The sequence below is a fragment of the Verrucomicrobiota bacterium genome (genome assembly GCA_037139415.1).
In the GTDB taxonomy this organism is placed as follows: domain Bacteria; phylum Verrucomicrobiota; class Verrucomicrobiia; order Limisphaerales; family Fontisphaeraceae; genus JBAXGN01.
This window is the reverse complement of the sequence record JBAXGN010000109.1, coordinates 1-26,439: the sequence shown is the minus strand read 5'-3', so window position 1 is coordinate 26,439 and position 26,439 is coordinate 1. Positions and strand designations below refer to the sequence as shown.

Here is a 26,439-nt window from a genome sequence, read left to right as displayed (position 1 = left end):
AGCACACGATAAACCGCCCGGTTCACCGGTCCAGCACACGGCGGCGAAATGAACAAAAAACGCAAGGGGCTCATGCCGTGTGATAAAAAAACTCCAAAATGGCCCGGATTTCCCGTTCCAAGTCCAGCTTGGGACGCCAACCCAATGATGCCAGCGCCGTGACGGCAACCCGGAACGGATGCCTAAAAGCATCGGTCCCATGGCCGAACTCGGCCGCTGGCCGATGCCCAAGAACCATTTCAGACTGCTTCTGAATCATGGCCACGACGTCCGCCAGACGGATGGCGGTGCCGCTAGCCAGATTCAGCAGTCTCCCCCCCATCAGCGATTGATCCGCACCCAACAAAATTTTGACCGCCGTCAGGCAATCACCGACCGCCAGAAAATCCCGGTAACTTTGACCATCATTTTGCAATTTTATTCGGTTTTGCTGAGCTGCCTGCCGACACAAATCCAACGCCATCAGTCCGGCTTGTGGGCCAAGATCATCATGCGCAGGAGCCGCCACAATATTGGTTGGGCGGACGATGCAAACACGCGAGGCGTGGGGGCTGGTTTGCAGGCACTCCTCGCAGGCCAAATGATTCCGCCCGTACGGATGCCGTGGCGCAGGAGGATCGCCCTCGGTTATTTGGGAACGGCCATCGGCCCCGTAAACATGGAAGGTGGAGAAATGGATCAACCGCTCGGCTCCGCCATTCCCCAGCAAGTCCAGGCAGGCATTGACTCCGCGCAAAGCGTTATCCAGACTGCGGACGGGGTCGGATTGGGTCTCCGCGGCGCCGGGCATTGCCAAGTTGATGATGGCTGCGAAAGGGTTGCCGACCGGCAAATCACGTTGCCGCTCCGAATCAAAACAAAAGCCCCGGATTTTGCCGCCGGATTTGTCCAGCCAAGCCTGTCGGGCGGCGGAGGCTCTCCGGTAGGTCACCCACACCTCATGCGGTTCACAGAGCGCCTCGGCGAGCCTGGCCCCTAAAAATCCACCCCCGCCGAGAATGAGGATCGGCCCCGGTTTAACCATGGCGCAATTCCCATTGGTAAGGAATTGTTGGGCTGAAAGGATCCAACCGCATGATTTCGTCTGGCTGGTGCGCATGGGTAGCGCAGTTAGCCACGATCGCCATCTGATCACCAATACCCTTGAAGCCATTCCAAACCAGCGGTGGCACAACCACCAGAGAATAATTCCCTTCGCCGACGAAAAGCTCCATCAATCCGCCGCGCGTGGGCGATTCCGGGCGATCATCATACAACACCATTTTGATCAGCCCCGACACCACGGCGTAATTCAGGGTCATCACTTTGTGGATGTGCCAGCCTTTGATAACTCCGGGATAGACGGTGGAAAAGTAGATTTCACCAAATTGCCGGAAGTGGGGGGCATCAGCGCGCAGCATGTGCATGATTTTACCCCGCTCGTCCGGAATCTGCCGCAAGGGCACAACTTGGACGTCATGAATATTTTGGTTTGCCATAAATTTTAAACCTGCGCCCACTCCAAGGTGCGCGCCCGCGCATCCTGAACATAGGCTTCAATATCACTTAAGACCCCCTCGGCGGCACCTCGTTTACCCTGACCGATCTCCGCGTACCATTGGACCGTTTTTCCGACCGCGGTTTCAAACGGCCAGACGGGGTGCCAATGCAGCGTATGCACCGCCTTATCAATCGCCAAATGCAACAGGCCCGCTTCATGCGGGTCATCGGGAGAGCTTAAATCAACCCAGGCTCCCGGCCAGTTCTTCAGCACTTCCTCAACTAACTGCTGCACGGTGCGAGTGGATTCAAAGCCAGGACCGAAATTGAATGCGGAACACAGTTGGGACAGACTGGGCTGGACGCCATTCCCGTTCTTTTCAACAACCTGCTGCGATGGGCGCCCCAGCAGGCAGCCCAGCCACAGATACCCGCTCAACGGCTCCAGCACATGCTGCCAGGGGCGGGTGCCCTGGGGCTTGCGGATCCGCACAGGAAGATTCTGCATCAAAGCCCGAATGCAGTCAGGCAGAATGCGGTCTGCGGCCCAATCACCACCGCCAATCACATTACCGGCACGCGCCGTGGCTACGGCGATGGGGGCTGATGCGGAGGGGGCACCAAAGAAGGATCGACGGAAAGAACTGACCACCAGTTCCGCGCACCCTTTGCTGGCGCTGTAGGGATCAAACCCGCCCACGGCATCCTCTTCCCTATAGCTATGCACCCATTCCTTATTTTCGTAGCATTTGTCCGAGGTAACCACCACCACGGCCACAGGCTTGCGAGAGGTCCGCAAGGCGTGTAAAAGGTTGGCCGTCCCCATCACATTGGTGGCAAAGGTTTCCAAAGGATACTCATACGAATAGCGCACCAAGGGCTGAGCCGCCAGATGAAACACAACGTCCGGGGCACAGTTTTGAATTGCCTGGTTCAGGCGGTCGAATTGCCGCACGTCGCCCAAAAGGTGCTCCAGGCGCGATTCCAGGCCCAACGACTTAAATAAGCCGTTTCCCGGCGCCACTTGATCACTGAACCCCGTGACGTGCGCCCCCAACTCCAGCAACCACGAGGTCAGCCAGGCCCCTTTAAAGCCCGTATGGCCCGTGACAAACACCGTTCGACCAGCGTAGAATCGTTTAAAAGCATCCATAGTATTCACCAGATCTTCCAAGGCGGATTAGGGCCAGCCCAAAGTTCATTGATCAATTGGTATTCCCGGGGCGTATCCATGGGCTGCCAGAAACCATCGTGCGGACACATCATCAACTCCCCTGACGAGGCCATCCGTTCCAACGGTTCCTTTTCCAAAACCAAATCTTCACGATCATTTAAAAACCGGTCAAAAATGGAAGGATCGAAAACAAAAAATCCGCCATTGATGTACCCTTCGCTTACCTGGGGTTTTTCATTAAACTTGCATACCCGGGACTGCTGCACTTCCATCTCCCCAAAGCGCCCGGGCGGGCGAACGCCCGTTAAGGTACCAGTTTTTCCATGCGCCTGATGAAACTTAAGCAGCCGTCCGAGATCCACGTTGCCGATCCCATCGCCATAGGTGGCCATGAAACCATCTGCATCAGCGAGGAATTTCCTCGCCCGCCACAGCCGGGCGCCCGTCATGGCCTGCTCACCAGTGTCCACCAGCGTAATTTTCCATGGTTCCTGGGTTTCACTATGAAAACAAACCCGCCCGGAACCACGGACGTTCATGTCAATGGTCATATCCGCTGTATGCGCGGCAAAATTGAGAAAAAATTCGCGAATGACTTGCCCCTTGTATCCCAGAAGCAACACGAATTCGTTAAAGCCTTGGGCGCTAAATATCTTCATGATATGCCACAAGATGGGCCGATTTCCGACCGGGATCATGGGTTTGGGGATCAGGTCGCTGACTTCACGTATCCTGGTCCCCCTCCCACCGCATAAGATAGCAACTTTCATAATGCAACGATGGCGTTGGCCACAAAACGATGATTGGTTTAAACGATTGAGTCAATTAGCTTTTTCGAGTTCTAAAACTCATCAACGAGGATGCGCGATAAGATGATGCGGTAAGGACTGCGCCGGGGACAATCCTTTGCCACCCAGTCCTTGAAACTGATAGCCCGTAGCCACCAGAATTTTCCGCACCTTTCGCTCGCATTCCGAGCCATGAAGTTCGATCAGCCATATGGGTCTGGCGTTTTTCAAAACTTTAGTGGCTCCACGCAAGGCATCTACCTCTGCACCCTCGATGTCCATTTTCAGCAAGTTCGGCGGCCCATAACGGCCCATAACGCACCTGAGCCCGATCCAAGGTAGTAGTAACTGTCACCTCGATGGCGGAGGAGGATGGCGTGATACTCAGATGAAGCCTGGCTAGTTATTGACGCCAATGTATCATGCAACAGGGAGCATCCTTCAGTCCACTGGTTTTGATCGCGTTTTGGTGCGACTGGAATCACGAGTGCCAACATAATTGCCTCACAAAATATTCAACCAACCTGCCCCCGCAAAAAAGAACCGTGCTCATAAAAACTGTTCTGCCACTAGCTTGCCAATACCGATTTAATTACCCAATCCTGTTCAGATTCGTGCAACGTGTTATAAAACGGCAATCTTACCAACCTATCGCTCACATCCTCCGTGATTGGGCAAATTCCCTGTCTGCCACCATGTTTTACTCCCATCGGAGACAAATGCAAAGGCAGGTAATGAAACACTGCCATAATTCCCCGTTCCTTTAGTCTGGCTATCAGATTTTGCCGACTTTCCAAATCCGGCATGAGCAGGTAATACATGTGGTACGCCTGTTCGCAGTACTCTGGCACCAGTGGCTGATTAACTCCGCTGGCATCGGCCCAAGCCCGCAAACCTTCATGGTATCGCCCCCAAATCGCTTTCCGGACCGTCTGGATGTTCCGCCATTGTTCCAGTTGTCCATAGAGAAATGCAGCTAACACATCGCTCATCACATAGCTGGATCCAATATCCACCCAAGTATATTTATCCACTTGGCCACGAAAGAACCGGCTGCGGTTGGTGCCCTTTTCTCGAATAATCTCGGCGCGCTCCACCAACGCCGTATCGTTTATTAGCAGCGACCCACCCTCCCCGCATGTTATATTTTTCGTTTCATGAAAACTCTGCGTTGCCAGACAGCCGAAGGTTCCCAGCCAGCGGCCTTTGTGTTTCCCGAATAATCCATGGGCGTTATCCTCAACAACGGCGACGCCATGGCGATTGGCAATCTCCATGATGGAGGCTATTTCACAGCCCACGCCCGCATAATGCACAGGCACAATGACTCTTGTTCTGTTTGTTATCAAAGCTTCGAGCTTGGATTCGTCCAAGTTCAAAGTGTCTGGCCGCACATCTGCAAAGACGATCTTTGCGCCACGCAAGGCAAACGCATTGGCGGTGGAAACAAAGGTGAAGGAAGGGACGATCACCTCGTCACCAGGGCCGATATCGAGAAGTAAAGCGGCCATTTCCAGTGCATGAGTGCAAGAAGTCGTGACCAGGGCCCTTTCTACATCAAGAGTCTGCTCCAAAATAATTTGACATTTTTTAGAAAAAGTCTGATCACCAGCCACCTGCCCAATGGTAATTGCCTGAGTGATGAATTCCAACTCCCGCCCTACCAGCGAAGAACGATTAAACGGAATCATATTCAATGTATTAACCTCCAATGGGATTCTTCATTTCATGATGGCAGTGCATATGAAAACCAGCGGTGAAACCATAGCTGAATAGTATCGGTTAAAAAGCCAGCGCGCTGGTAGCAGCGTTGAGCGATCACATTGCGCCCCTGCGTCACTACCGTAACCGTTTTGACGTTGCGGTCGCGAAACCATTGCAAGGCACCCCCAACCAACTGAGGACCAAGACCATGGCCGCGCGCCCTGCCATCTACCCCCAGTAAACCGATTTCGCCTTTGCCCGGTTCCGTTATACGACAGGTAATATAACCCGCTGCAGCGCCATTCCATTCGGCAACTAAAACTTCATCGGCAAGCCCTGAAAAGCTTTTGCGCATCCAGTTTGCGTACAGATCATCACACTTTTGTCGTGAAAAACGTTCATCGAAATAAAAACGGGAATCGTGGTGACTGCACCGCGCAATAGCCTCCAGCCTATCCAAGTCTTGAGCGCACCCACTCCGGATGCTATTGGAATTTGGCATGGCAGTAATTAAACCAGTAGTATTGCAGCTCAGCGTGATCCGGATATCAGTCTGGAAGAAACGATTTTCGGCTGCCAAGACCATAGTAGCAGCACTACTGCAATCTGCTAGAAAGTACAAGCAATCAATCCGCTCCTGCCTGCACCATTCCACCATCCGGGCAATCCCTTCGGGTACCAAGTAATCGAGCTTCAAGCGCGCAATTCGCACTCCAAAAAACTCAGTGTCCCACGGTAGAACTTCGCAATCGCTCGAACCATCCCTATGTATTTGCGAAATATTAGAAGACATAAACAAGCATGAGCAAGTGACGAAAATACTTACCTAGCGAGGCGGTTATCACTTACGCGAATTTGGGTGATTTTGGTTGTTGTCGAATTAGCTTAAACGCCAGGAGCATTGCACGAAATTCGCCCAGTAGTTTTATCGGGATGTACCACGGATGTTTCAGGTGGAACTTGGTGCCGACTTCGCGGAAAGGGCGTCTTGCAATGTACCACCATTTCTCCAGTCCCCGGCCATGACGCAAGGCAAAGTAATAATCACCTACGCCATGCATCGGGGAGGCGGAGGTGAGGTGGTGGCCGTAGGCACGGGTGCCGCCAGATGGTGCACCCATTCTCGCAGTGATTCGGAAGCTTCTGAGAACTGGTTATGTGTAGGTGGATATTGGCTCAATTTAAGTCGCCCTACACTAAACCCAAATACTTCAGAATCTGTTGGAAGCAATTCAGCCGTAGCCCAAACGCGACCAGCACAAATCAAAGGATGAGACTCAGTTTGCATGAATAGACGTGGGCTGTTTAAATTGCTCCGTGGTTGGTGCCACACAGTACGGAGGTTTTTCGAGCGAGCGGAAATGCATTCATACGAGGTATTCGCCGATGATCTCTAGGGCGAACAGTTGTGCACCGGAGAAGATGGCAATGGTACAAGCCAAGAAGCGAAAACCCGCCACCGGTCCCCTTTGAATCAAATACCGGCCATCGCATAAAGGCAAAGACAGTTCCTGGTTTGCGGCCTTCAGTTTTGAATGGCCGCGCAAAGACGCAAAAATCGGAAAAAGTTCTCATTTCGGCGGTTTTAGTTGCGAGGCGGTTATCGGACGGTACCAAGCAGAAGCGGGCCTCTGCCTCATTTCCGCAGGGTCTGAAGAAAATCCTCCGGTGTGGGTGCCGTACTTGCGCGACGAAGCAGTGCTTTGAGGCGATCCAGATCGGCAATGTCCTTGAGGTCTTCGTTAATCGCATAAGGAACATCCGTGAACCGGGCCTCCAGAACCGCAAAGATGTTCTCGCGCAAGGCTTCCTGGCGGCCTTTTTCGAGACCTTTTTCGAGACCTTTTTCGAGACCTTTTTCGAGACCAAACCGTTCAATGCTGGTAATGTATTTCATACGTTTTGTGTTTTCAAATTCGGCAATTTCCTGCTCGACTTCCCGTTCCAACTCCGGCTTCAGAAACATAACGGATTGTGAAAACAGTTCGCGGTTTAAAAACAAAAACAGTTCGCAGTTCTTGGTTAAGATCAAGAACCGTTATCGGTTAGCAGTTAATTGTTATTGTTTGCTCAAAAAGTCCGCAAGCGTCAGGCCTTAAACTCAAACTTTGGTCTGATGTGTAAAAGTATTTATATCAGGCACTTGCAGGGCCAGACGATGAAGTCTTTTTAAAGCGTCCCGATCCTGGATCGCAAGCACAGACTCGCGCAAGGAGTAGGGTAATTCGGTGAACCGCGTCTCCAAAACATCAAGCACGGCTTCTTGGAGCGATTCCACCCGGCCTTCTTGGCGGCCTTCTTGGCGGCCTTCTTGGCGACCTTCTTGGCGACCTTTTTCGATGCTTCGCCGTTCGATATGTGTCACGTATTCCATATGTTGTTCTTTCTCAAACGCAGTATGTTCACCGTCGAACCTCACTGCCAGAGGTTCTGCCAACAGGATAACCCAATCCACGAAGTTGTACAAGTCCACAATCAGGTCCCGCTCATAGTGGCGTTGGTAGCCCAGTTGCGCTAAGCGCTTCTTCCAGGCGAACTTGCGGGTTTCGTCTTTGGCGTGTTTCACCGCCTCAACCTGGGCCAATACCACGATGGCGAAGGGATTGGGATGGTTCAGTAGCGCTTCCTCATCTGCGGCCAAGTCCAATAATTTTACGGTGGGAAATTCCAAGCGCACTTTGCAGCCCCAGAGTTCGTTTTCATAGACGGTGGGCTGCCACCGGGGATTGGCATCGGCGTAAATCACCACCGTGGCGACCGAGCGGTTAAAGCGCTGGAAGATCCGGGAATAATAATCAAACAAACGACGGTCGAGGTCAGCTTCCCATTGGGCCTGCACTTCCACATGCAACAACACCCATTGTTCCCCGCCACCCAAACGCCAAACCTTGGCCAGTTTGTCCACGTGGCGGTCGCCCGTTTCGGCCAGGCGCACGATCTGTTCAAATTCCTTGTCTAAAAACTCAAACCCCTTGGCCCAGTCAATATCCGCCGCAATCGCGGGAAAACAAAGTTGTACCGCCTGCGGAAACAGGAGCCCCAACATCTTTTTCCATGGGCTGTCATACTCTGCCTTGACGATGGGCTCAGCGGACGGTTTTGGGTTTGCGTCGGACATGGAACGCTGAATTTAAAACAAGGCTGAAACTTGAAAATGGGAACCGATCTTGCAGAAAAATGAACCGGCATAAAAATGGGAAGCCGGACATGGCAAAAATATTTATTGGCAAAAAAATGGGAACCCAAGACTTGAAACCTGAAACTTGAAACTTGAATAAATGAACACAGTTATCGGTTATCGGCTACGCGATTTTTGGTGATTTTGGGTGTTGTTGGACCAGCTTAAACGCCAGGAGCATTGCCCGCAATTCGCCCAGTAGTTTGATCGGGATGTACCACGGATGTTGCAAGTGGAACTTGGTGCGGACTTCGCGGAGCGGGCGTCTTGCAATATACCACCACTTCTCCAATCCTTGGCCGTGACGCAAGGCAAAGTAATAATCGCCCACACCATGCATCGGGGAGGCGGAGGTGAGGTGGTGCCCATAAGCTCGGGTGCCGCCGGATGGGGCGCGCAAATGCCGGATCGAGGCTTTTGGCTCGTACCAGACGTTGCCACCTGCCGCCCAGATTCGCCGCGCAAAATCGGATTCAAACCGGTAGGCCACACCGATGTAGTTGGGATCGAATCCACCTATCTCAAGTGCCTTTGCCCGTTTTACGGATAGGTTGCCAGCCATGACGTTTAGGGTGTAACCGGGTTGGGTAGAATTGAAGCGGTGTTTTAGTGATTCGGTTAAACGGTGTTTCAGTGACGGCGTTGGGTTTTTAACCTGCGCCGGTTCCTCGCCGGGTTGGAGGATTTGACCGGCTACAGCCCAAGCTTCGGGATGGAGGGCGTGGGCTTTGACATGCTCAGTCACCAACGCTGGGCTGGGAATGATGTCGTCGTCCAAGAAAAGCACCAAATCTCCGGTAGCCTGCTGCAAACCCATATTCATGGCATTGACAATGGAAGGCTGAGGCAAGCGATTCCATCGGATCTTGGTATTGAGATTCCATTCCTCCAATTGATTTTGAGTTCCAATCTCATGCACCGAAGTCTGGTCCATGACCAAGAGTTCCTCCGCGCCCGGAGACAACAATCGCAGCAGCGAACCAATGCTATCGAGCAAAACCATTTCGCGCCCGTAGGTTGGGATGACAATAGATAACATTTGTGAATCCGTCAGGTGTCTGTTTGCGGGCGTCCAAATAAGAATCAATCCTTATTGTTGCCACACACCTAAGTATTATTTACGCATTGCAATATCCTCCCGAATGCCATTTCTTATTTTCTGACAAACATTAAACCAATTCCACTTGGTCTTAAAAAGCAGTTGATTTCGCTCAACCATTTCCTTCATGGTTTTCGAATTGCGAACGTTTCGCGCAATCACTTTTGCCCACTCGTGAGCTGAATACGGCGCAATTAACCATCCATTAACGTCGTTAACAATGATTTCAGGAATCGAACCCATAGGCGATGCTGCCGGGACGCAACCCAGTGCGAAGGCGTCCAGAGTCGCTAAAGAGCCAAGATCCGCTTTGGTAGGTAAAAGCAAAACAGATGATTCAAAAAAAATGTCAAAAAGCCGCTTGCGATGCTCCCCATTCTGTGGATCAAGGAATCCGTGATGTTTAATCCATGTACCATCAGGCACAGGGTGGGATGCTCCCACCAGATTTAACTTCACTTGAATTCCCATGTTTCGTAATGCAATAGCAGTCTCAACGGCCAAGTCTCCACCTTTACGCTGCCAATCGGCACCAATCCATAGCAGACCCAAATTTTCATTGTCACTCGTGTTTTTGACGATCCCGGTGTCCTGATAAAGGTTGGCACCAATGCCCACAGCCTCGATCTTTTCCAAACCCTGATAGGCATAAAACTTTTTTGCTCGTTCCACCGCCCATTGAAAGCTGATGTAAATTCGGCGGAGCCGATGCAAAGCCAATTGCTGGACATGAATACCCTCATGAATTGATCGCGGGTGGATTTTTGCCAGTACTTGATCAGGATATAAATCAACACGCGAACCAAAAAATGAGTCGCCATACGAGTACAGCGGGACATTCGTTTTACAGAACGAACAGTTTTCTGTACCCGTTATAAGAACCGCATCGTAATTGCCATCAGCGAGTGATTGGTCGATATGTCGCGAATAGTAACGGCAGCGCGAAACACCCTTTTCCCACAAATATTGCAGCCCGTTCAGCTGGCGAGTCGCTTTATAAAATATTCGTTTTACAAGATTCGCCCGCCATGGCGGCGGCGGACTTATGAGGTCGCATTGACAACCCTCTCCGGAAAGATGCTTGTGCAAAGCAGCATTCACACCTGAAAAACCACTCAGCCCATAAGGAGAAAAAAAACCTATTTTAATCATATTTCAGCAACGACAGAACACAATAACTCATCACGATTCAAATTCGTAAAAATGAGTTTCAAACCCATGAATTAACTTCACTGCGATGTACATCCACGTTAATCATTGATTGCGCTGCAAACTACGCACGAAAGTGCATTCTTGGCTGGCAATGAGCGAACCTGAGGCAATATTATGCCCGTGGTCAGAGATAAACACACCGGGAGCAATCAACACATGATTGCCAATTGTGACGTGATCCAGCACATCGAATTCACTCCCCCGCCCGATGAAGGTATAGTTGCCGACGCTGATTTGAGCTTTGGGTTCTACTAGCTTGAACCAGACTTGCTCCTCAACTTGGCAGCGAAACCCGAGCGCCAACTTATGGGGATTATCCACACGCACCCGAGCGCCAACGCGGCACTTGCCACCCTGAGTGCAACCTCGCAGAGTCAGAACGTGGCTTCGCAAACGATCACAAACGACGTGAAACAACAGGGTGGAATTATAACTGGCTCCGAAACGCATAGGCCATTTTGTATCACCGGTTCAGCACAAGTGACAGCCAGGCTTTAAAATGGAGGGGGCAGATACGGACGGCCTGCCAGAGGTATTTACGACCACGGGCATCGCCGCGACCAAGTAACATTTTGCCGATGAAGTAGCTACCCGCAGCCTGCTGTCGGTTTGTTGATTTTCGACCATCTGGGCGAATTCTGGCCGCCTGCTCTAAATAGGGCGTTTCACTTTCTCCACCCCGCCGCGCCGCGTGCGCTTGAAGCATTAACTTACCCAAGGCAATCTGTTCACGGTGATACTTACCGCTGATGTCAGAGGTCCCAAACCGCGCCTGGTACAGCACCTCCGGCACAAAGGCTAACTGGCCCAATTCAGCCAGACGCAGCCAGAGATCCATATCTTGGGCAAAATAAAACTGGTCCCGATATCCGCCGGCACGCAGATAATCGGCTCGGTGGAACATGGCAGTGCCATGACCGGAAGCGCCGCGGAGACTACTAGCATCTCCAGACCGCAGCATAGCGGTTGCCACTTCTGGATCTTCTTTCCGGCATACATCATAAAGCAGTTCATCTTCCGGACCGATATACTGGGTCCAGCAGGAGACCAAGGCTACGCTGGGATTATTTATCAAAAACGCGGATTGTTTGGCCAATCGCCCCGGCAGCGACACATCATCCGCATCTTGGCGAGCGATAAATTCGCCTTTAGCCTCGGCACATCCACGAATCAGCGCCCGCGTCAGACCGGCGTTTGGCTGGTGTATAACTTTGATCCGGCCATCCTTCTCCGCAAGAGCCACCAGCATTTGTGCCGTACCATCGTTGGACCCATCATTGACGATGATATACTCCAACTCCACACCCGCTTGGGACAAGATACTATCAACGGCGCGTTGCAGAGTGCGCGCGCCGTTAAAAACGCTCATGACAACAGAAACTTTGGGAAGGGAAAGCATTCTAATGAAAAGTTGAAAGCCTAAAAACGCGGACAAACGTAAATGGGGGCGATTCGCATTTCCCGGCTATGCTCAATCCAATAACAATTGTGAAAATCGGGGAAGGGAATCGTGAACACTAAAAACCGTCCTCCGCGGAACCGTATCCTGCAAGGTGCCAGGGGCAAAACGCCCCGGATCAACGGTAAAGATCTGCGTAAAACCGACTTCCCGACAAAGCTCCACATCGGTGAATAAATAGGAATTATAGGGGTAAGAAAACGCCGTGACTTGTCGAGCTAACTGTTTTTCCAACTCTGCCTTGGAAGCCAGAAGCTCGCTTCGGAATGACTCAAGGCCTATGGTATGCCTCATCCAGTGATGAACGGTATGGGCACCAATCTGATGTCCAGCATTCGCCGTATCCCGGATTTGCTCCCAGCTCCCATAGATCTTCTCAGCGATGGACTGAGGAAATGGGGAAAATTCACCTTCGAGGGTGTCCAGCATTCTCTCAATCTCCTGCGGAGGCAACAAATGCCGCAGGCACCACAACGCATTATGCCGAGCCATCGGCTTCGGTAACCACGCACGAAGCATGCTTTCCATTTTCGCACGCGCAGGCGGTTGGCCATGCAGCCACGACAAACGATGGTCCCACAACCGATGTTTATTTGGCAATGAAGTTGCAATGAAAAACAGTCCGCGCAGGCCATACTTTTCAAGAATGCTCCGGGCAGTAGTGAAATTATCTGCAAAACCATCATCAAAACTGATGACGAAACGGGGACGGCTGACATTACCCGGTACGCATAGGAGTTCGTCCATGGTCAGCACCTGCCCCTTCACAGAAAGCAACATCTCCAGATGCTTTTGGAATATTGACGGGGGAGTGTATGGTACACCACACTCCTCAAGCCAAGGATCTTCATCGTGTTCGGCGATGCGATGATACAGCAATATGGTCACCTTGCCCGCCAGGGCCGACTTAAGGAAATGACGGTTCAGCAGGCCATGATAACCGAGGCGGACACCAGCACGGGCAACTCGGGTCAGCATAGAAGCATTCATGTACTTGGATGCCTCCACGTGTCTTGAGGCTCGGTGGGAGGGAAATACGTGACACTTTCATCGTACGCTGCGCGATTCCTCAGGTATTGCTCGATCAAACCACCTCCCTGCAACAGGGAATTTGCTTTCAGCCGCTGATATGGCTCGTAAACATAACCTGTTCGTCGCAAGAATAATCGCCCCTTGGTCCATTGAGGGTGCCGCGGCAGTGAGCCTTGATTAAACTGCTCCAATGCGAGCATCAGCAGATCCACTCCTAGGCGACACACCTTATGCTCCAACGACTCGAAAGTATCTTCGCCCCTAATGGAAGGGCGATCCGTGTAGATTATGTCACCACTATCGATCCCCGCGTCGATGTGGTGGACAGTTACCCCAACCATCTGCAATTGACCATGCAAAATACAGAAGAGGTTGCAATTGCCGCCACGGGAATAAGGACTCAAACCGGTGTGAATGTTTAGAATCTTGACTCCTTCGCCAATGGTTCCGTCCAAATACGGTGCTCGCAGCAAATTTGTTCCATTGACTACAATGAGACGAGGTGCCAACTGTTGGACAAACCGAACCGCTTCCGGGCAGTTCACATCATGCACATGCAATCTCGGGATGGCGAGCTGAACTTTTGGCAGATTCTGAGCGCCGAACAATTTATCCCACAACGGCTGAGCGCGTTCTTCAAAGGAAACGCAATTCCTTCGCGCCTCGAGATGCTGAGCCAGACACACAGGACTCCTGTAACGAGACCAAAGCGCACTTAGTCTTTGGCTGCGCGAAGGAGGTTGTTGACTCACTGTCAACCAACCAATGACCTCATGCCGCTCTATGAGGCGACGCACCAGATGCGTTTGAAATCCGCCCGGGCAAGTGAGAACAACAATTTTAAGCCTTTTCAATTAAATAACTGATTCAAATTCCAAAACGAAAAACACTCGGGTTAATGCCTGGAACATGGTTTGGAACACAAAAGTTTTGTTTTTTTCAGTTTTCACGCCCTTTTTTCGGCTAGTCCCTGTGTCCTATCCCTGCAACCAATGAGTAAAGCCATGGCGAGGCTCGCCGCCGCCTTGGCACGCAACAGCTTATTCACCTGACTTGGCGGGGAATACTGTTCAACTCGTCTAACATAGACTTGATCTTGGATCGGTCACCCAGCGGGTAAACTCGGCAGTGCTTTAGAATTAATTCAGGTTGCCGATCTGCCAACACTGGATTACCCGCACCCGCGCATCGCGTGCCGCATAAGCCGTCAAGGATTCCAGCAGTCCCATCTTTTGATCCGTCGTTGGCGATGATGAACTCAAAATCCACACCCGTCTGGGCCAACACGCTCTCGACGGAACGGGCCACCGTACTTTCGCCGTTATAGACGCTCATGACGACGGAGATGGCGGGGGAAGGTATGAAAGTTGAAACCTGAAAACTGAAACCCGAGAATTGAGTGCAAGTTAGCAGTTATTGGTTAATTGTATTGGACCGTTGGCGGTTCTCAGTTACTGAGGTTTTCGACGGCAAATCAACGATGTCGGTCTTTTTTAAAGCAGGAAGGAAGATGCTAAAATTTGTTCTTGGGTGGTGTTTGAGGACGTTCCATCCAGGATTGTTTAAGCGTGGTATTGCTGGTTTTACCCGGTTTTAAGCGGTCCAGGGCACTCGCCAATTGCGCGGCTATTCGCCACCCTACGGTATTCGCCACCACGCGATATACAGGCATATCTTTGAAGGCCCCGTTGCTGGCTTCCACGGCCAGTTCGAGGCACCCTTTGGCGGCGGCAGCATCGCCCAAGAGCCCACATTGGCGGGCATTGAGGAAGGACCACCGCGCAAAATGACGCATTTCGGGCGACTCCATGCCCACACCGGCCTGTCGTCCATGTTGAAACATCAGGCGCAGGAAACGCAGGCGATCCGGGGGCTTAAGCCAGGGTGACTTGGCGGTTTGACGCACGCCACCATGATCGTGCTGTTCGCAAACAAACTCGGGACAATGAATGAGTTTGGTTTTCAACGCTCCCACCCGGCCATCATATTCCCAATCCTGAGAATAACGCAGGTCGGTCCAAGGCCCCACGGCATCGCACACGGTGCGGCGGAAGAGGGGGCAATCGGTATTCCACCACCGGTCATAAAGCAGGCGCGGGAACAGTTCCGGCAACTCTTGGCCAGAGCATTTGTACGGCTGCGGCCAGGGTTCCTGGCCTTCTGGGCAAAAGCGGATAAACCCATACGCCGCACCGCATTCCGGATGCTCGCGCAAGGCCTTGACCATGACTTCAAATTTGGGCGGCAGTAACCGGTCATCGCTATCCAGATACTGGATGAACTCGCCCTGCGCCAGTTGGCGGCCGGATTCCCGCGCCGGGCCAGCCCCCCGGTTGGGATTCCAGATGTACCTGACCTCATCCGGATGCGTTTTTTCGAGTGTGCGCCCCATCTCGGGGGTGCCGTCGGTCGAGCCATCATCGGAGATGATGGCTTCAATGGGGCGGTACGTCTGCTTCAACACGCTCTCCACCGCGCGCTTCAGCATCTGCGGGCGGTTGTACGCAGGAATGATGGTGGAAACCAGGTGCGGGATGAGGTGAGGCATGTTCGAAAGGCGGAGGGATGAAACTTGAGGCTTGGGGGGAGTTATCAGTTATCAGTTATCAGTTATTGGTTTGAGTAGTGGGTTTTGGCGGCGGCGAGGAAGGGCATGACTTTATTATTGGGGTCGCCAGACAGGTGCTTGAGCAGGGCTTGAAAGTCAGTTTCAGTACAGGATAAGTGATGACCACTACCGATGCCGTGGAACATAAACGGTACCCACGGGACACGCATTTTGGCGGCCTCGAATTCTCCGATGAGTTGATCGGCGGTCTTTCCATCTGCGGAAAGGCAAGGAACTTTGTAACGCTCAGTCAAGGGTACTGGGCCCCTTCCAGTCGGATAGCCCCCAGCGCGGGCGGCGACGAATAGTTCGGGCAAAAGTGAGGAGTAGTCAGCCTGGGAGGCAACGAGGTCCAGAGCGGGACATTGGTTCAGGCAACTCATCAGCCGGGTTCGGTCCAGACCGAATTTTTTGAGCAATCGTTTTGACCAGCCAGGACGTCCCAACACGGGATTACAGCAGGGATAGGCAAAGGTGCGCTCCTTCCGGCCGTCCAAGGCGGTGAGGATTTGGTTGGCAGTGGTTAATTCCACGCGCATGCGGTCCAAAGTGTAATTCTCCAGGCAATTGCCCTCGGTGACATAGCTCTTACCGGAAACGGCAGGATGGAAAATGGTGTGATTGCCCAGTTCGTTCCCCCGTTTGGCGGCGGCCTGCCAATCCGGCAAACGGCCGCAAAACCCAAGTGAGTTCAGATTAACGAAGAACGTCCCGTGCCATCCGTGTTTCGCCAGCAACGGCATGGCCACGTCCAGATGGCAATCTAATCCGTCGTCAAAGGTGAGCGAGACAATCATGTAATCCCGGTCGTATGCGTCGTATAATTTGCAGTGTCGGCATGCACATTCACTTCGTTTATATCACGATTAGGCTGATCGCAATCCTTCGGATTTAGCCCGTTGGATCACCATTTCCAAGGTTACTTTGATCCGCCCCCAACTTTTTTCCAGGAAAAATCCTCAGCTTTACGCAGCGCAAATTTGCCCATGGATTCAATCATCTCTGGGTTGGATGCGACCGAATTTAGTGCTTCAGCCAAACGATTCGGATTCCCCGGCGGTACCAACAACCCTTCGCAGCCATGCCTTATGGTGTCAGAAATGCCGGGAATGTCCGAGGCAATTACCGGCAATCCACAGGCCATGGCTTCAAGCATTGCCGCTGGCCTTCCTTCGGCGAAGGAAGGCAGCACGAAGGCATCCGCAGCCGCATAATATTGCCCGAGGTTTTTACGCTGCACGTAGCCAAGAAATTCGACCATGCTGTCAATTTCAAGCGCATGGGCTAGTTCGTGATACTTTTTTTCATCCCGGCCGACACCTGCCAATCGGCAGAAAATTGGTTTACCTTTTAGCAAGGCCAAGGCGTGAAGCAACTCCGGCACTCCTTTTCTGGCGACCAACTCACCAACAAATAATAGATTCAGGAATGGCCCCGATTGACCAACTGGCTTGGGTATCGTACTACCTACCTCCTCCAGATCAATCCCGTTAGGTATAATGGAAATCCGGTCACCGGGAACACCACGCGCCTTGGCCGCCTCAGCCGCCCGCTGATTAACCACAATTAAATGGTCAACAGATCGGAATATTTTCTTCATGCACCACCGATAATAGGCAGTCGTCAGCAACCCAAAATAACTCCACCCGTAAGTAAAAACATCTCCGTGCTCCACAAACACAGAAGGCACTGCCAATGCTTGCGACGAGCCCGACAACCACGGAGGAATCGCACACTGATTGGTCAGCAAACAGTCAAACTTTCCCGATCGTCCATTGCTAGTCAGCCATTTATTTGCCGTACGAGGAAAATAAATCTCCCTGAAAAAGTTTTTGGGGCGTAACAGGCTTTTTAAATTGCTTCTGGGGAGGCGATTCCAACCTGCCATGGCAATCCGGTCCCCAAACTGGCAGGCACGAGGAATTTCCGGTTTAATGGTAATTTTGCTCTCACATGGGTACGATTGGCCAAAATAATCAGAAACTGCTGTCACACGCTGCTGCAGAGCCGCGAAACACTCGACCTGCTTGCGGATAATATCTGGTATGGAACCTTGGCCGCCCGCATCCATTGAAATGGAAGTGATATGCATTATTTTAGGAGGACGAAATGCGTGATGAATTTAGTTGGCAAAAACGTCGTTACTAGTGGTTTTTGATACTCCCAAAAACTTCCTCCATCTGGTCTCTCACCCAACGCTCAGTTTCGGCCATGCCAGCGGCGAGGTCGTAACGTGGCGCATAGCCCAGCAACCGCCTGGCTTTGCCGATATTGACGTGACCGCGACGGGCAAATTTTTCCAAGTCCCAAAGCCGTGGGTAATGACATGCGCGCAACTGATCCCGCACGATTCGCAGACTGCGCCGCACCGCGCGCCGCCAGAAGGGGGCCGGATTACCGCTAAACCGCACCAGGCACTCATCCAGCCAATCGGCCAGCCTGGCACCGTTGCGCACCACTTGGGACCGAGAGTTAATCGAAGGCTGTTTGTCCAGTTTTAACCACTGCTGGTAGTAACCGAAAAAATCGCCCCAGGTGATGTCCAGTCCGTCGGTGACTAAAAACGCCTCCCCCACCGCCTCCGGCTTTAGCCCAGCCAGCAACATTGAGTCCACCAGGTTATCCACATATATTGCGTGGCACGAGCCCCGGCCTTCGTCCACATGGGCAAAGGTGCCGTGCCGCATTTCCTTCAGTTGCCGGATTGTGAACAAATGAGAGCGTGGCCCCCAGATAAAGGTTGGGCGGAGGATAGTGATGGGGGTCTTCTGATCGCGCCAGCGCTGCAGCAATAACAATTCGGCCTCGATCTTGGACTGGCTGTACGCGTTGGCACCGGGTGCCATGGGGGACTGTTCATTCATGCCATCGGCCGGATTAGGGCCGTGAACTGCAATGCTGCTGAGGAAAACCAGGCGCGATAATGACTGGCTGGCAAGGGCGTCCAGCAGGTTACGCGTGCCATCCACATTCGTGCGCCGGTAAGATTCTGGCGAGTTGCCGCTACTGGAACAATGGAAGACATAGTCCACCCCCTTGGCCGCTTCCCGCACGGACGGTAGATCCGTGAGGTCGCCCTCCACCAGCTCGGCATCCACCCGGCTGACCCATACCGCCCGGGTCCAATTACGGACCAAGACGCGCACGCGCGCCTTTTCTTCGAGCACCAGCCGCTCGACCAGCCGACCGCCAACAAAGCCAGTTCCACCGGTGACCAGCACCAGCTTATTTTCGTACGGTTTCACCAAGTTAATCCCGGCAGCGGGGCCTTTTCCGGCAAAGGCCGCTTGCGCTTAGCCAGGTAGCATTGCTCAATCAACTGGACGGCGGCAAGACCAGCCAGACCATCCACCTGGGGCGGTTTGCCGGAGTAAATGGAACTAATAAAATCGGTGAGCTGAACCTGGGCACTGAGATCGGCGGTCGAGCCCGGCTCGCCGCAATCGATTACTGAGGAGGCGCCATTTTGAATGAATTGGTAGCGATCCCGGCCATAGATGGACAACTGAACGGTTCCCTGTTCACCTTGAATCCGGATTTGATTATCCAAAAGGCAAGTGCGGCTCAGCCGGTAGCCTGCCTTGATTTGCCCGGCAAATTCCAATTGCAAACGCAGGTTACTCTCCAGGCCGCCACAGGCGTCGTCCTCGTAGGCAACCGCCACAGGACGTCCAAACCACCAGAGGAGCGCGTCCAACGTGTGAATGCCCGCATTGAGCAACACCCCGCCCGGCACAAGGCTTTTGATCATGGTATAGCCCGTAACCGGCTGCCAAGTGTACGGTTTGCCCTCAGAAATTTCCACTTGTTGAATCGTACCAAGTCGGCCCTCCATAATAATTTTTTTGATCGCCTGACGCACCGGCCAGAAACGGTAGTTGTGGCCGATGGCGAGCACCTTTTGGGTTGCATTGGCCGCCGCAATAATTTGCGCGCATTCGGCGGCGGTGTTGGCCATCGGCTTTTCGCAGAGCACATGGCAGCCCATCGCAAACGCCTCTACTGCCAGCGCCGGACGAATATGCGGCGGGGTCGCCAGGATCACAGCATCGATTTCCCCAGTCAGCTCTGAAAGACGGGCGGCAATCCGGGAAACACCTATTTTTTCGCCCAGCGCTCGGGCACGGGCGAGGTCGGCATCCACCAAACCAGCCAAGCGGCCGTGCGGATTGGCCAGCACTGCCGGCACATGCATCTCCCCGGCGATGGCACCACAGCCGACAATGGCAATTTTTAGGGAATGATCACTCACTTGACTTCAAGATTCATACCGCCTGTCACGTTTGACCCACCAACCGGCGGATGCGTTCCGCTCGCGGGATTTGCATCAAATTATGGAATTCTGCGAGGTTCTGTTCTCTTTTTAGTCCCAGTTTGGTTTCCTGTGGAGGGTGCCAGAGATGAAGGAAGGGGATGTACCCGTAGTCAAAGCAATTCAACTCCAGGCAACGGTCATGAAATTCGAGATCTTCCCCCGTCCAGTCAATAAATTGCTCATCAAAGCCGCCGATTTTCCAGTACGCTTCTTTTCGGATTGCCAAGGTGCCGCCTTTCCAATTCTGTCGGACACATTCCGGCAAATGGCAGAGGGGAAGGGAACGCTGCGCAATGATTTCACGTGTAACTGAGGAATTGAGGTAAAACAGGAACCGCTGCGGAAACACCGCATCCCATTGGTGCTCCCGGAACTGCCGCAGAATTTCCACCGCATAGCGAGTGGGGACTGGGATATCGCCGTCATGACAAACCACGATTTCGGTGGAAGCGAGACGAACGCCTTCATTGTAGGCCCAAGATTTGCGCCAGGAAACCGGATCTTTGGGATGGGGCAGATGCAGATAGCGAACGCCACGCGGCAGGTCAAAAATTTCCCGGCGCTCATTTTGCTCGACCACCATACACTCCACTGGCACCTCCCGCTGCGCCAGGATGGATTCAATGGTGATATGCAGCAATGGCAGCCTTAGCCGTCCCCGGTGCGGCAGGATGAAAGACAGTTGCGGCGCGCCACAGATGACCGGGGTTCGGCTCAATCGCACCGGCCACGCCCGAAGCGCGCGCCGCATCAGCGGCCAACTGAGCGCGGGGAATTGGTCCATCGCGTGCAGATTGCTACCCCATTGACTCTGACAGGCCACGGCCCGGCCATCCGGGGAAATCTTCAAATTATCAATGCGGTTCCGGTAATGGAGCCAACCACCAGGTCGGGCCAGGCACCAAGCCAAACGTGGCAAGTCCAAGCCTAAAACTCCGAATTGCTGCCGAATGTGATTGGGCTGCTTCATGAAGTTAGACCAGCATCCAGTTGCTGAACCATTTTTCCAAAACCATCAGCAGCCAGATACGTAATCCATTGGCTTGAACGACCTCCGGTCGGCAGATTTCACTGAGTGCCACCGGGTTAACAATCCCTTCCCGCACCAGAGCCCCGTGGAGCATCTCTTGCGCCATGTCCTCAGGCTTCCAATAGAGAAACACCGGGCAGGAAAATCCCTGTTTGCGGTTTTGCAGGACGTGGCCGCACCCACGTTTTTCCAGCAGCTTGCGCAGTGGCAGTTTTTGCGTCAGATCGGACATGGAAAGGTGTTCCGGCAGCGAAAACGCGAATTCGATGATGCGACGATCCAGCAGCGGTACCCTGATTTCAATCGAGTTCAACATCGAAGCTCGGTCCGAGTACACCAGGTTGCTATCCGGCAAAAAGGTGTGGAAATCCAAATTCTGCCAGCGTTTGATACCACCGGGTTCCGGCTGAAAATGTTTCTCATAAAGCCAAGTCGCCGGGCGGCGCAACAAGTCGTCAGGCAAGCCGGGAAAAAGGGTGCGGATTTCACTACTATCAAAACTGGGACAATGCAACTGCCGATAAAAGTGCAGACGGTCCGCCCGACGCCCGAGTTTGGTGGTATCCTGACCTAAAGCCCGAATCAGCGGGGAGCATCCAAACAGGGCTCGTTTGCGCCAGCGGCATCGTTCCATGTGAGCATACCATTTGTAGCCGCCAAAAACTTCATCGCCACCGTCTCCAGAAAGGGCCACGGTGACCTGCCTCCGAACGAGGCTGCTAATGAGGAACGTGGGGATGCTGGAGGTGTTTCCGATGGGTTCGTCGAGTTGCTTAAACATCGGCATCCAATCCTCCATCCGGTCGGCTCGAACAAACTCCTCGTGGTGAGTCGTACCCAGCACGGTCGAGGTGACGCGCGCCGCAGACGTTTCATCCACCACCCAGCCTTGAAATCCAATGGTGAAGGTCTGAATCCGTGGATGCGCCTCGGCGGCGTAGCTTGCAACCATGGTTGAGTCCAGTCCTCCGCTCAAGAAAGTTCCAATGGAGACATCGCTTATCAAATGCTCTTTGACCACCGCTTTAAGAAGCCCATCGAGGCATTCGATGGCTTCCGGTTCCGACCAATGGCGCGGCACGGAATTAAGTTGCCAATACGGGCTGATTTCGGAACGACGATCTTTTAGGTGATACAGCAGGTAATGCCCCGGCAGCAACTGATGGATATTTTCCCAAATGGAATGACTGCCGGCCACATAGCTATACATTAAGTAATCCGCGAGTCCTTCCATGCATATTTTACGCTTGAACCCGGGCAGGTTGACAATGGCTTTGGGTTCGGACGCAAAGGCCAGCCCGCCGACAGTTTCCGCATAATAAAGGGGCTTGATGCCGACCCGATCCCGCACCAGCGCCAGTTGCCGACGCTGGCGGTCCCACAACCCAAACGCAAACATCCCTTCCAACCGCTTAAAGGCGGACGTCCCCCATTGCTCCCACGCGTGCAGGATGGCTTCGGTGTCGCTATTGGATTTGAACACGTGTCCCAATCCCTCCAACTCCTGGCGCAGCTTCTGGAAATTATATATCTCGCCATTGAAAACCACCCAGACGTCACCCGTTTCATTACACATCGGCTGAGCGCCATTGGACGACAAGTCAATAATGGCCAGCCGACAATGGGCAAAATGTACCTGGTTATCCCGATCATGATGGACCCCAAAGGCATCCGGCCCCCGGTGTCGCAGCAAGCGGCCGCACCGCTCGAACTCCGATTCACTGACTTTACCGGCAAATCCAAATATGCCACACATGATATCGATTTAACAAATCCGTGATAAATATTGTCTACCCAAAATCACTGGCGCACTCTTAGCTTTCGCAACACCTTCCCAACTGCCCGCCTAAAAAGTCCACTGGCTGGAGGTAGCAACTTGGCGAGTGGTGGATACATTTCCACCGCCTGCCGCAGGCGGTCCAGTTTAACGGACTCGTTCTCGCCATACCCATAGCGGTTGCGCATCAGCAGCAGCCCAGCTTCCGCCGCTGGACGCAATTCCGGGGGGGCGCCAAACTTCTCAAAATAATCCTGTACCACCTGGGCATACGAGCGGATAATTTTTTCCCCCTGCCGGTCGCGTTGTTCCCCGTGCATGCGCCGCACGGCCAATGGCTGGTCAATTTTCCTGGCCCCAGCCCGGAGCATCATGCGGTACCACAGCTCGGTGTCGGGCGCATACGGCACTTCCTCGCGCCACCCGCCAAGCTGCCGGGCGAGTTCGAGACGAAAAAAGCACGAGGGCTGGGGGATCCAAGTTTGCAGGGACAGAATATTTTCTCGAGAGTATGGCCCCAGCTTGGACCGAGAAAGCTCCCGGCCATCCGCGTCTATTTTGACGATGTCACCAAAAACGAACCCAAGCTGCGAATCATTCTGTAACTCTTTCATTGCCGTGGCAATGGCCCCCGGCAGGTAATAGTCGTCCGAGCTTTGGATCGCGGCAAACAGGCCCTGTGCCCGTCGGAAACCTTTATTCACACCGTCCACTACGCCTTTATCCGGTTCGGAGATCCATTTGACTTCCGGCACGCCATCGTATTGGTGCAGGACAGTCACGGTTTCATCTTTGGAAGCGCCATCCACCACGATGATCTCCAGCGGCCGGTAATCCTGCGACAGGATGGAGTCCAAGGTGGCCTTGATGAATTTACCTTGGTTGAAGCTGGGGATGATTATTGAGACGAGAGGAGGCATGGGGGACGGGCGGAGGAGCAAGCTCTTTGCTTGGCGGGTGGGGAGTGAGTTTGCGTGGTAGCAGCTAGGATTCACTTTTCCCTCGAAGAGGAAAGCTGTTTTTGAGTTTATTCCAAGTCGCAAGCAAGAGGTTGTGGCCTAACAAACGGTTCAACGTATGCGAGCAAAACCACGCGGTGGATCCCGTTAATGCCACCCCGATGGTGGTGCTCCACAACCAGGTCAGGTTTCTGGCAACCAAAAAACTGAGAATCAGAAGACAAGCCATAACACCGAGCAACCTGAGGTTGGCCAACGACCAACGGAATCCGGTCAAACGATGAGTGACCACAATGCCAATGAGCACTGCGCTTAAACCAAATAGAAATAGCGCGATTCCCGTACCCGGCAGGCCAAAGAATTCGATGCCCAAATAAAAGAAAATGAGGCTGAGACAATTGCCAGCCACATCCGTAATTAAGATTAAACGTTTGGCATTCTTAGCCGCTAGAATCGTACCCATTGGCCAGAATAAAACCCGCAAGGCAATACCAAAAACCTGCCATTGGAGGATTTCAATGGCAGGGTTGAAATTTGCGGTATAAAAAACCCGAATTACCAACGGAGCAAGCAATAGAGTTGCCACCAAGCCTGGCATGGTCATCAACATGCCTACCTCGGTTTGTTCATTGACCAAACGGTTGATTTCCAGGTTGTTATTCGCTACGGCAGTGAGCCGAGGATAAAAGTCCGTACTCATTGCTGCAAGGATCAGGCCGACATAATAACTGGACAACATATACGCGGCGGAAAATAAACCATTGGCTTCCAAGCCCAGCTTGCGAATAATAATCAACCGCGTCAAATAGGCAACCCCGGCCCCCATCAAGCCGGTGGACATGAATACAAAGCCCAACTTGAGCATCGGCGTTGCCTCCATCCACGTTTCCCGCCAGGTCATGTGAACCACGGGCAATTGGATACGGCGGTTGTACCACCAAGTGATACTCGCGCCCATCACCGAACTAGCCACCATCATGGGCACAATGCTATCAATGCCCCAGAGTATCATCATGGGAATGACCAGCGGCAAGCCAAGCACGGCACCGATGATGGATTGCGCCGCCATATCGCGCACCCGGCGCAAACCCTGAAGCACACTGCCCAAGCCACTGGAATAGCCGCCGATCAACAGCGTCAGGGATAAAACGGCCAATGGAATAACGTGCTCGGTATTGCCGAAGGTGGAGAGGCAGGCTGGGTACGCAAGGACGAGCAGCAATAACGCGCCGATGACCCCAGAGAGCAGCGCCGCCCGTTTTACGGTGAGAACCGTGCGTGCCACCTTGGCTTGATCACCAGTTCCGTTCGCTTCAGCAAGCTGCCGCACTCCACTAGCCGCAAGACCAAACCCGGACACGGCGGTGATCGGCTGAAGGATCGTGGTATAAGCACCAAACAACCCAACTCCCAAGGGGCCGAGATAGACGGCCGTAAACTTGACCCGAACCATGCTCACCAGCACGCTAACCAACGAAGATCCACCAATCAGGCCGGTGCTCTTAATGATCTGACCATACGAGTTTTTTGGGGATGTCGAGGGCATGTGAAAGTAATCAAAAACTTGGGAATCAAAACAGTCTTTCGCCGAAACTCAGTGGCTCCATGCCCTGGCAGTGGAAAACTTCTCCGCAAAAGGATCGAATGACAGCCGCAGCGGTGTTTTTCCCGAGACTAATAACTTGGATAATGACGGTCATGTTTTACCACTGATTAACACAGATGGACGCGGATTAAGAAAAGCTGAAACTTGAAAATGGGAACCGATCTTGCAGAAAAATGAACCGGCAGAAAGATGGGAAGCCGGACATGGCAAAAAAATTGAAACATATGAGACCTGGATATGAAAACAGTTAAGATCAAGAACTGTTATCGGTTATCAGGTGGTTGTTATTGGTTCAAAAACAGTTTACGGTAGGGATGGGTGTTCAGAGGTGTCTGACCAGGTTTTTGACTTTTTGGTCCACCAAAGGGGGTTCTGGGAAACGCCCCGCCACAATTCCCGGCACGGTAATGTCTTCATCCAGGTTTTCCCAGCGTAAAGCATAGCCATTCAGTCTAAGGGAAACTTGCTGGAGTTCAGCGTTGGATGCTCTTTTTAGGATGGGAAAGCGATTAGCTGGAAATCCGATCACTCGGTCATCGGTCAATTCAACAAACACCGTGCGGCCTTTGACCCACGCTTTGATCGCAGTGGGTTCAAGAGGGCTGAAAGTATCAACGCCCATCGAATTTTTCATAAGCTTGGTTCAACAAACTGCGGTTCGCAAAAACCAAAATTTCAATTCGTCGCAAATCATGCGGTTTAACCCCGTGATTGCTCGCCAATCGTACTGGCACCAACCAAAACTTACACTCGCCATCCGGATTGGCAACGTGAATATGGGCGGGTTCGCTTAATTCGTCAGAGTAAAAATGGAAACGCAGGTTCCCGATTCTTAAAACGGTAGGCATAGATGACCGGAAGGAACCGTTCTTGGTTCCTGGTTGAGCTTCAATTTTTAACCACGGATGAACACTGATGGACACGGACTCAGAAAAGCTGAAACCTGAAACCTGAAACTTGAAACTGGGAACCGATCTTGCAGAAAAATGAACCGGGTCGAGTAGGACTGAGGCGCACGC

General features: G+C 52.7%; 27 protein-coding genes and 1 pseudogene. All 28 read right to left on the bottom strand.

The features are described 5' to 3' along the window. Positions 1 to 70: 70 nt before the first annotated feature. Positions 71 to 1,024, bottom strand: a complete 954-nt coding sequence (locus WCO56_18380; protein MEI7731547.1) for an NAD(P)-dependent oxidoreductase — start codon at positions 1,022 to 1,024, stop codon at positions 71 to 73. Then, positions 1,017 to 1,478 carry a dTDP-4-dehydrorhamnose 3,5-epimerase family protein gene (locus tag WCO56_18375; GenBank protein ID MEI7731546.1) on the bottom strand — a complete coding sequence of 154 codons (462 nt, stop codon included), beginning with the start codon at positions 1,476 to 1,478 and terminating at the stop codon, positions 1,017 to 1,019. The genes WCO56_18380 and WCO56_18375 overlap by 8 nt, the downstream gene beginning before the upstream one ends. Before the next feature lie 5 nt (positions 1,479 to 1,483). Then, positions 1,484 to 2,632: a CDP-glucose 4,6-dehydratase gene (gene rfbG / locus WCO56_18370; protein MEI7731545.1), complete on the bottom strand. Its 1,149-nt coding sequence runs from the start codon at positions 2,630 to 2,632 to the stop codon at positions 1,484 to 1,486. Between the two features lie 5 nt (positions 2,633 to 2,637). Next, positions 2,638 to 3,423: a glucose-1-phosphate cytidylyltransferase gene (rfbF, locus tag WCO56_18365; GenBank protein MEI7731544.1), complete on the bottom strand. Its 786-nt coding sequence runs from the start codon at positions 3,421 to 3,423 to the stop codon at positions 2,638 to 2,640. A gap of 587 nt (positions 3,424 to 4,010) precedes the next feature. After that, a complete protein-coding gene (rffA, locus tag WCO56_18360; GenBank protein MEI7731543.1) occupies positions 4,011 to 5,132 on the bottom strand; it encodes a dTDP-4-amino-4,6-dideoxygalactose transaminase in 1,122 nt (373 codons plus the stop codon). Between the two features lie 35 nt (positions 5,133 to 5,167). Then, complete coding sequence (locus WCO56_18355) at positions 5,168 to 5,842, bottom strand: GNAT family N-acetyltransferase (protein MEI7731542.1); 675 nt, start codon at positions 5,840 to 5,842, stop codon at positions 5,168 to 5,170. A 148-nt stretch (positions 5,843 to 5,990) separates the two neighbouring features. After that, positions 5,991 to 6,266, bottom strand: coding sequence for a hypothetical protein (locus tag WCO56_18350; GenBank protein MEI7731541.1), 276 nt, complete (start codon positions 6,264 to 6,266; stop codon positions 5,991 to 5,993). A gap of 249 nt (positions 6,267 to 6,515) precedes the next feature. Beyond that, a pseudogene (locus WCO56_18345) lies at positions 6,516 to 6,629 on the bottom strand (glycosyltransferase). A gap of 152 nt (positions 6,630 to 6,781) precedes the next feature. Further along, a complete protein-coding gene (locus tag WCO56_18340; GenBank protein MEI7731540.1) occupies positions 6,782 to 7,042 on the bottom strand; it encodes a hypothetical protein in 261 nt (86 codons plus the stop codon). 204 nt (positions 7,043 to 7,246) lie between these two features. Then, positions 7,247 to 8,263, bottom strand: a complete 1,017-nt coding sequence (locus WCO56_18335) for a transposase (protein ID MEI7731539.1) — start codon at positions 8,261 to 8,263, stop codon at positions 7,247 to 7,249. Between the two features lie 184 nt (positions 8,264 to 8,447). Beyond that, a complete protein-coding gene (locus WCO56_18330) occupies positions 8,448 to 9,362 on the bottom strand; it encodes a glycosyltransferase (protein ID MEI7731538.1) in 915 nt (304 codons plus the stop codon). A gap of 75 nt (positions 9,363 to 9,437) precedes the next feature. Next, the gene (locus WCO56_18325; protein ID MEI7731537.1) at positions 9,438 to 10,574 is read right to left on the bottom strand and encodes a glycosyltransferase family 4 protein; all 1,137 of its coding nucleotides are present in this window, start codon (positions 10,572 to 10,574) and stop codon (positions 9,438 to 9,440) included. 102 nt (positions 10,575 to 10,676) lie between these two features. Further along, positions 10,677 to 10,955, bottom strand: a complete 279-nt coding sequence (locus WCO56_18320; protein ID MEI7731536.1) for a hypothetical protein — start codon at positions 10,953 to 10,955, stop codon at positions 10,677 to 10,679. A 142-nt stretch (positions 10,956 to 11,097) separates the two neighbouring features. Then, positions 11,098 to 12,069, bottom strand: a complete 972-nt coding sequence (locus WCO56_18315) for a glycosyltransferase family 2 protein (GenBank protein MEI7731535.1) — start codon at positions 12,067 to 12,069, stop codon at positions 11,098 to 11,100. A 36-nt stretch (positions 12,070 to 12,105) separates the two neighbouring features. After that, positions 12,106 to 13,083 carry a polysaccharide deacetylase family protein gene (locus tag WCO56_18310; GenBank protein ID MEI7731534.1) on the bottom strand — a complete coding sequence of 326 codons (978 nt, stop codon included), beginning with the start codon at positions 13,081 to 13,083 and terminating at the stop codon, positions 12,106 to 12,108. Then, positions 13,080 to 13,979: a formyl transferase gene (locus WCO56_18305; GenBank protein ID MEI7731533.1), complete on the bottom strand. Its 900-nt coding sequence runs from the start codon at positions 13,977 to 13,979 to the stop codon at positions 13,080 to 13,082. The genes WCO56_18310 and WCO56_18305 overlap by 4 nt, the downstream gene beginning before the upstream one ends. Before the next feature lie 190 nt (positions 13,980 to 14,169). Beyond that, positions 14,170 to 14,460, bottom strand: a complete 291-nt coding sequence (locus WCO56_18300) for a glycosyltransferase (GenBank protein ID MEI7731532.1) — start codon at positions 14,458 to 14,460, stop codon at positions 14,170 to 14,172. A 178-nt stretch (positions 14,461 to 14,638) separates the two neighbouring features. Continuing rightward, entirely contained in the window at positions 14,639 to 15,673 is a 1,035-nt protein-coding gene (locus WCO56_18295) for a glycosyltransferase family A protein (protein MEI7731531.1), read from the bottom strand. Between the two features lie 62 nt (positions 15,674 to 15,735). Continuing rightward, positions 15,736 to 16,530 carry a polysaccharide deacetylase family protein gene (locus WCO56_18290; protein MEI7731530.1) on the bottom strand — a complete coding sequence of 265 codons (795 nt, stop codon included), beginning with the start codon at positions 16,528 to 16,530 and terminating at the stop codon, positions 15,736 to 15,738. Positions 16,531 to 16,652: 122 nt separating this feature from the next. After that, the gene (locus WCO56_18285) at positions 16,653 to 17,825 is read right to left on the bottom strand and encodes a glycosyltransferase family 4 protein (GenBank protein ID MEI7731529.1); all 1,173 of its coding nucleotides are present in this window, start codon (positions 17,823 to 17,825) and stop codon (positions 16,653 to 16,655) included. A gap of 52 nt (positions 17,826 to 17,877) precedes the next feature. After that, on the bottom strand, positions 17,878 to 18,978 hold the full coding sequence (locus WCO56_18280) for an NAD-dependent epimerase/dehydratase family protein (GenBank protein MEI7731528.1): 1,101 nt from the start codon (positions 18,976 to 18,978) through the stop codon (positions 17,878 to 17,880). Beyond that, complete coding sequence (locus WCO56_18275) at positions 18,975 to 19,985, bottom strand: Gfo/Idh/MocA family oxidoreductase (protein ID MEI7731527.1); 1,011 nt, start codon at positions 19,983 to 19,985, stop codon at positions 18,975 to 18,977. Before WCO56_18275 ends, WCO56_18280 begins: the two co-directional genes overlap by 4 nt. Positions 19,986 to 20,010: 25 nt before the next feature. Beyond that, positions 20,011 to 21,018 carry a glycosyltransferase gene (locus WCO56_18270; GenBank protein MEI7731526.1) on the bottom strand — a complete coding sequence of 336 codons (1,008 nt, stop codon included), beginning with the start codon at positions 21,016 to 21,018 and terminating at the stop codon, positions 20,011 to 20,013. Positions 21,019 to 21,022: 4 nt separating this feature from the next. After that, positions 21,023 to 22,834 (bottom strand): asparagine synthase (glutamine-hydrolyzing), encoded by a 1,812-nt coding sequence (gene asnB / locus WCO56_18265; protein MEI7731525.1) that lies wholly within the window; start codon positions 22,832 to 22,834, stop codon positions 21,023 to 21,025. A gap of 44 nt (positions 22,835 to 22,878) precedes the next feature. After that, entirely contained in the window at positions 22,879 to 23,775 is an 897-nt protein-coding gene (locus WCO56_18260) for a glycosyltransferase family 2 protein (protein MEI7731524.1), read from the bottom strand. Positions 23,776 to 23,839: 64 nt separating this feature from the next. After that, on the bottom strand, positions 23,840 to 25,360 hold the full coding sequence (locus WCO56_18255) for an O-antigen translocase (GenBank protein ID MEI7731523.1): 1,521 nt from the start codon (positions 25,358 to 25,360) through the stop codon (positions 23,840 to 23,842). A 382-nt stretch (positions 25,361 to 25,742) separates the two neighbouring features. Then, positions 25,743 to 26,054 carry a DUF2442 domain-containing protein gene (locus WCO56_18250; protein ID MEI7731522.1) on the bottom strand — a complete coding sequence of 104 codons (312 nt, stop codon included), beginning with the start codon at positions 26,052 to 26,054 and terminating at the stop codon, positions 25,743 to 25,745. Then, on the bottom strand, positions 26,032 to 26,439 hold a 408-nt coding region (locus WCO56_18245), incomplete at its 5' end, for a DUF4160 domain-containing protein (protein MEI7731521.1). The genes WCO56_18245 and WCO56_18250, both read right to left, overlap by 23 nt.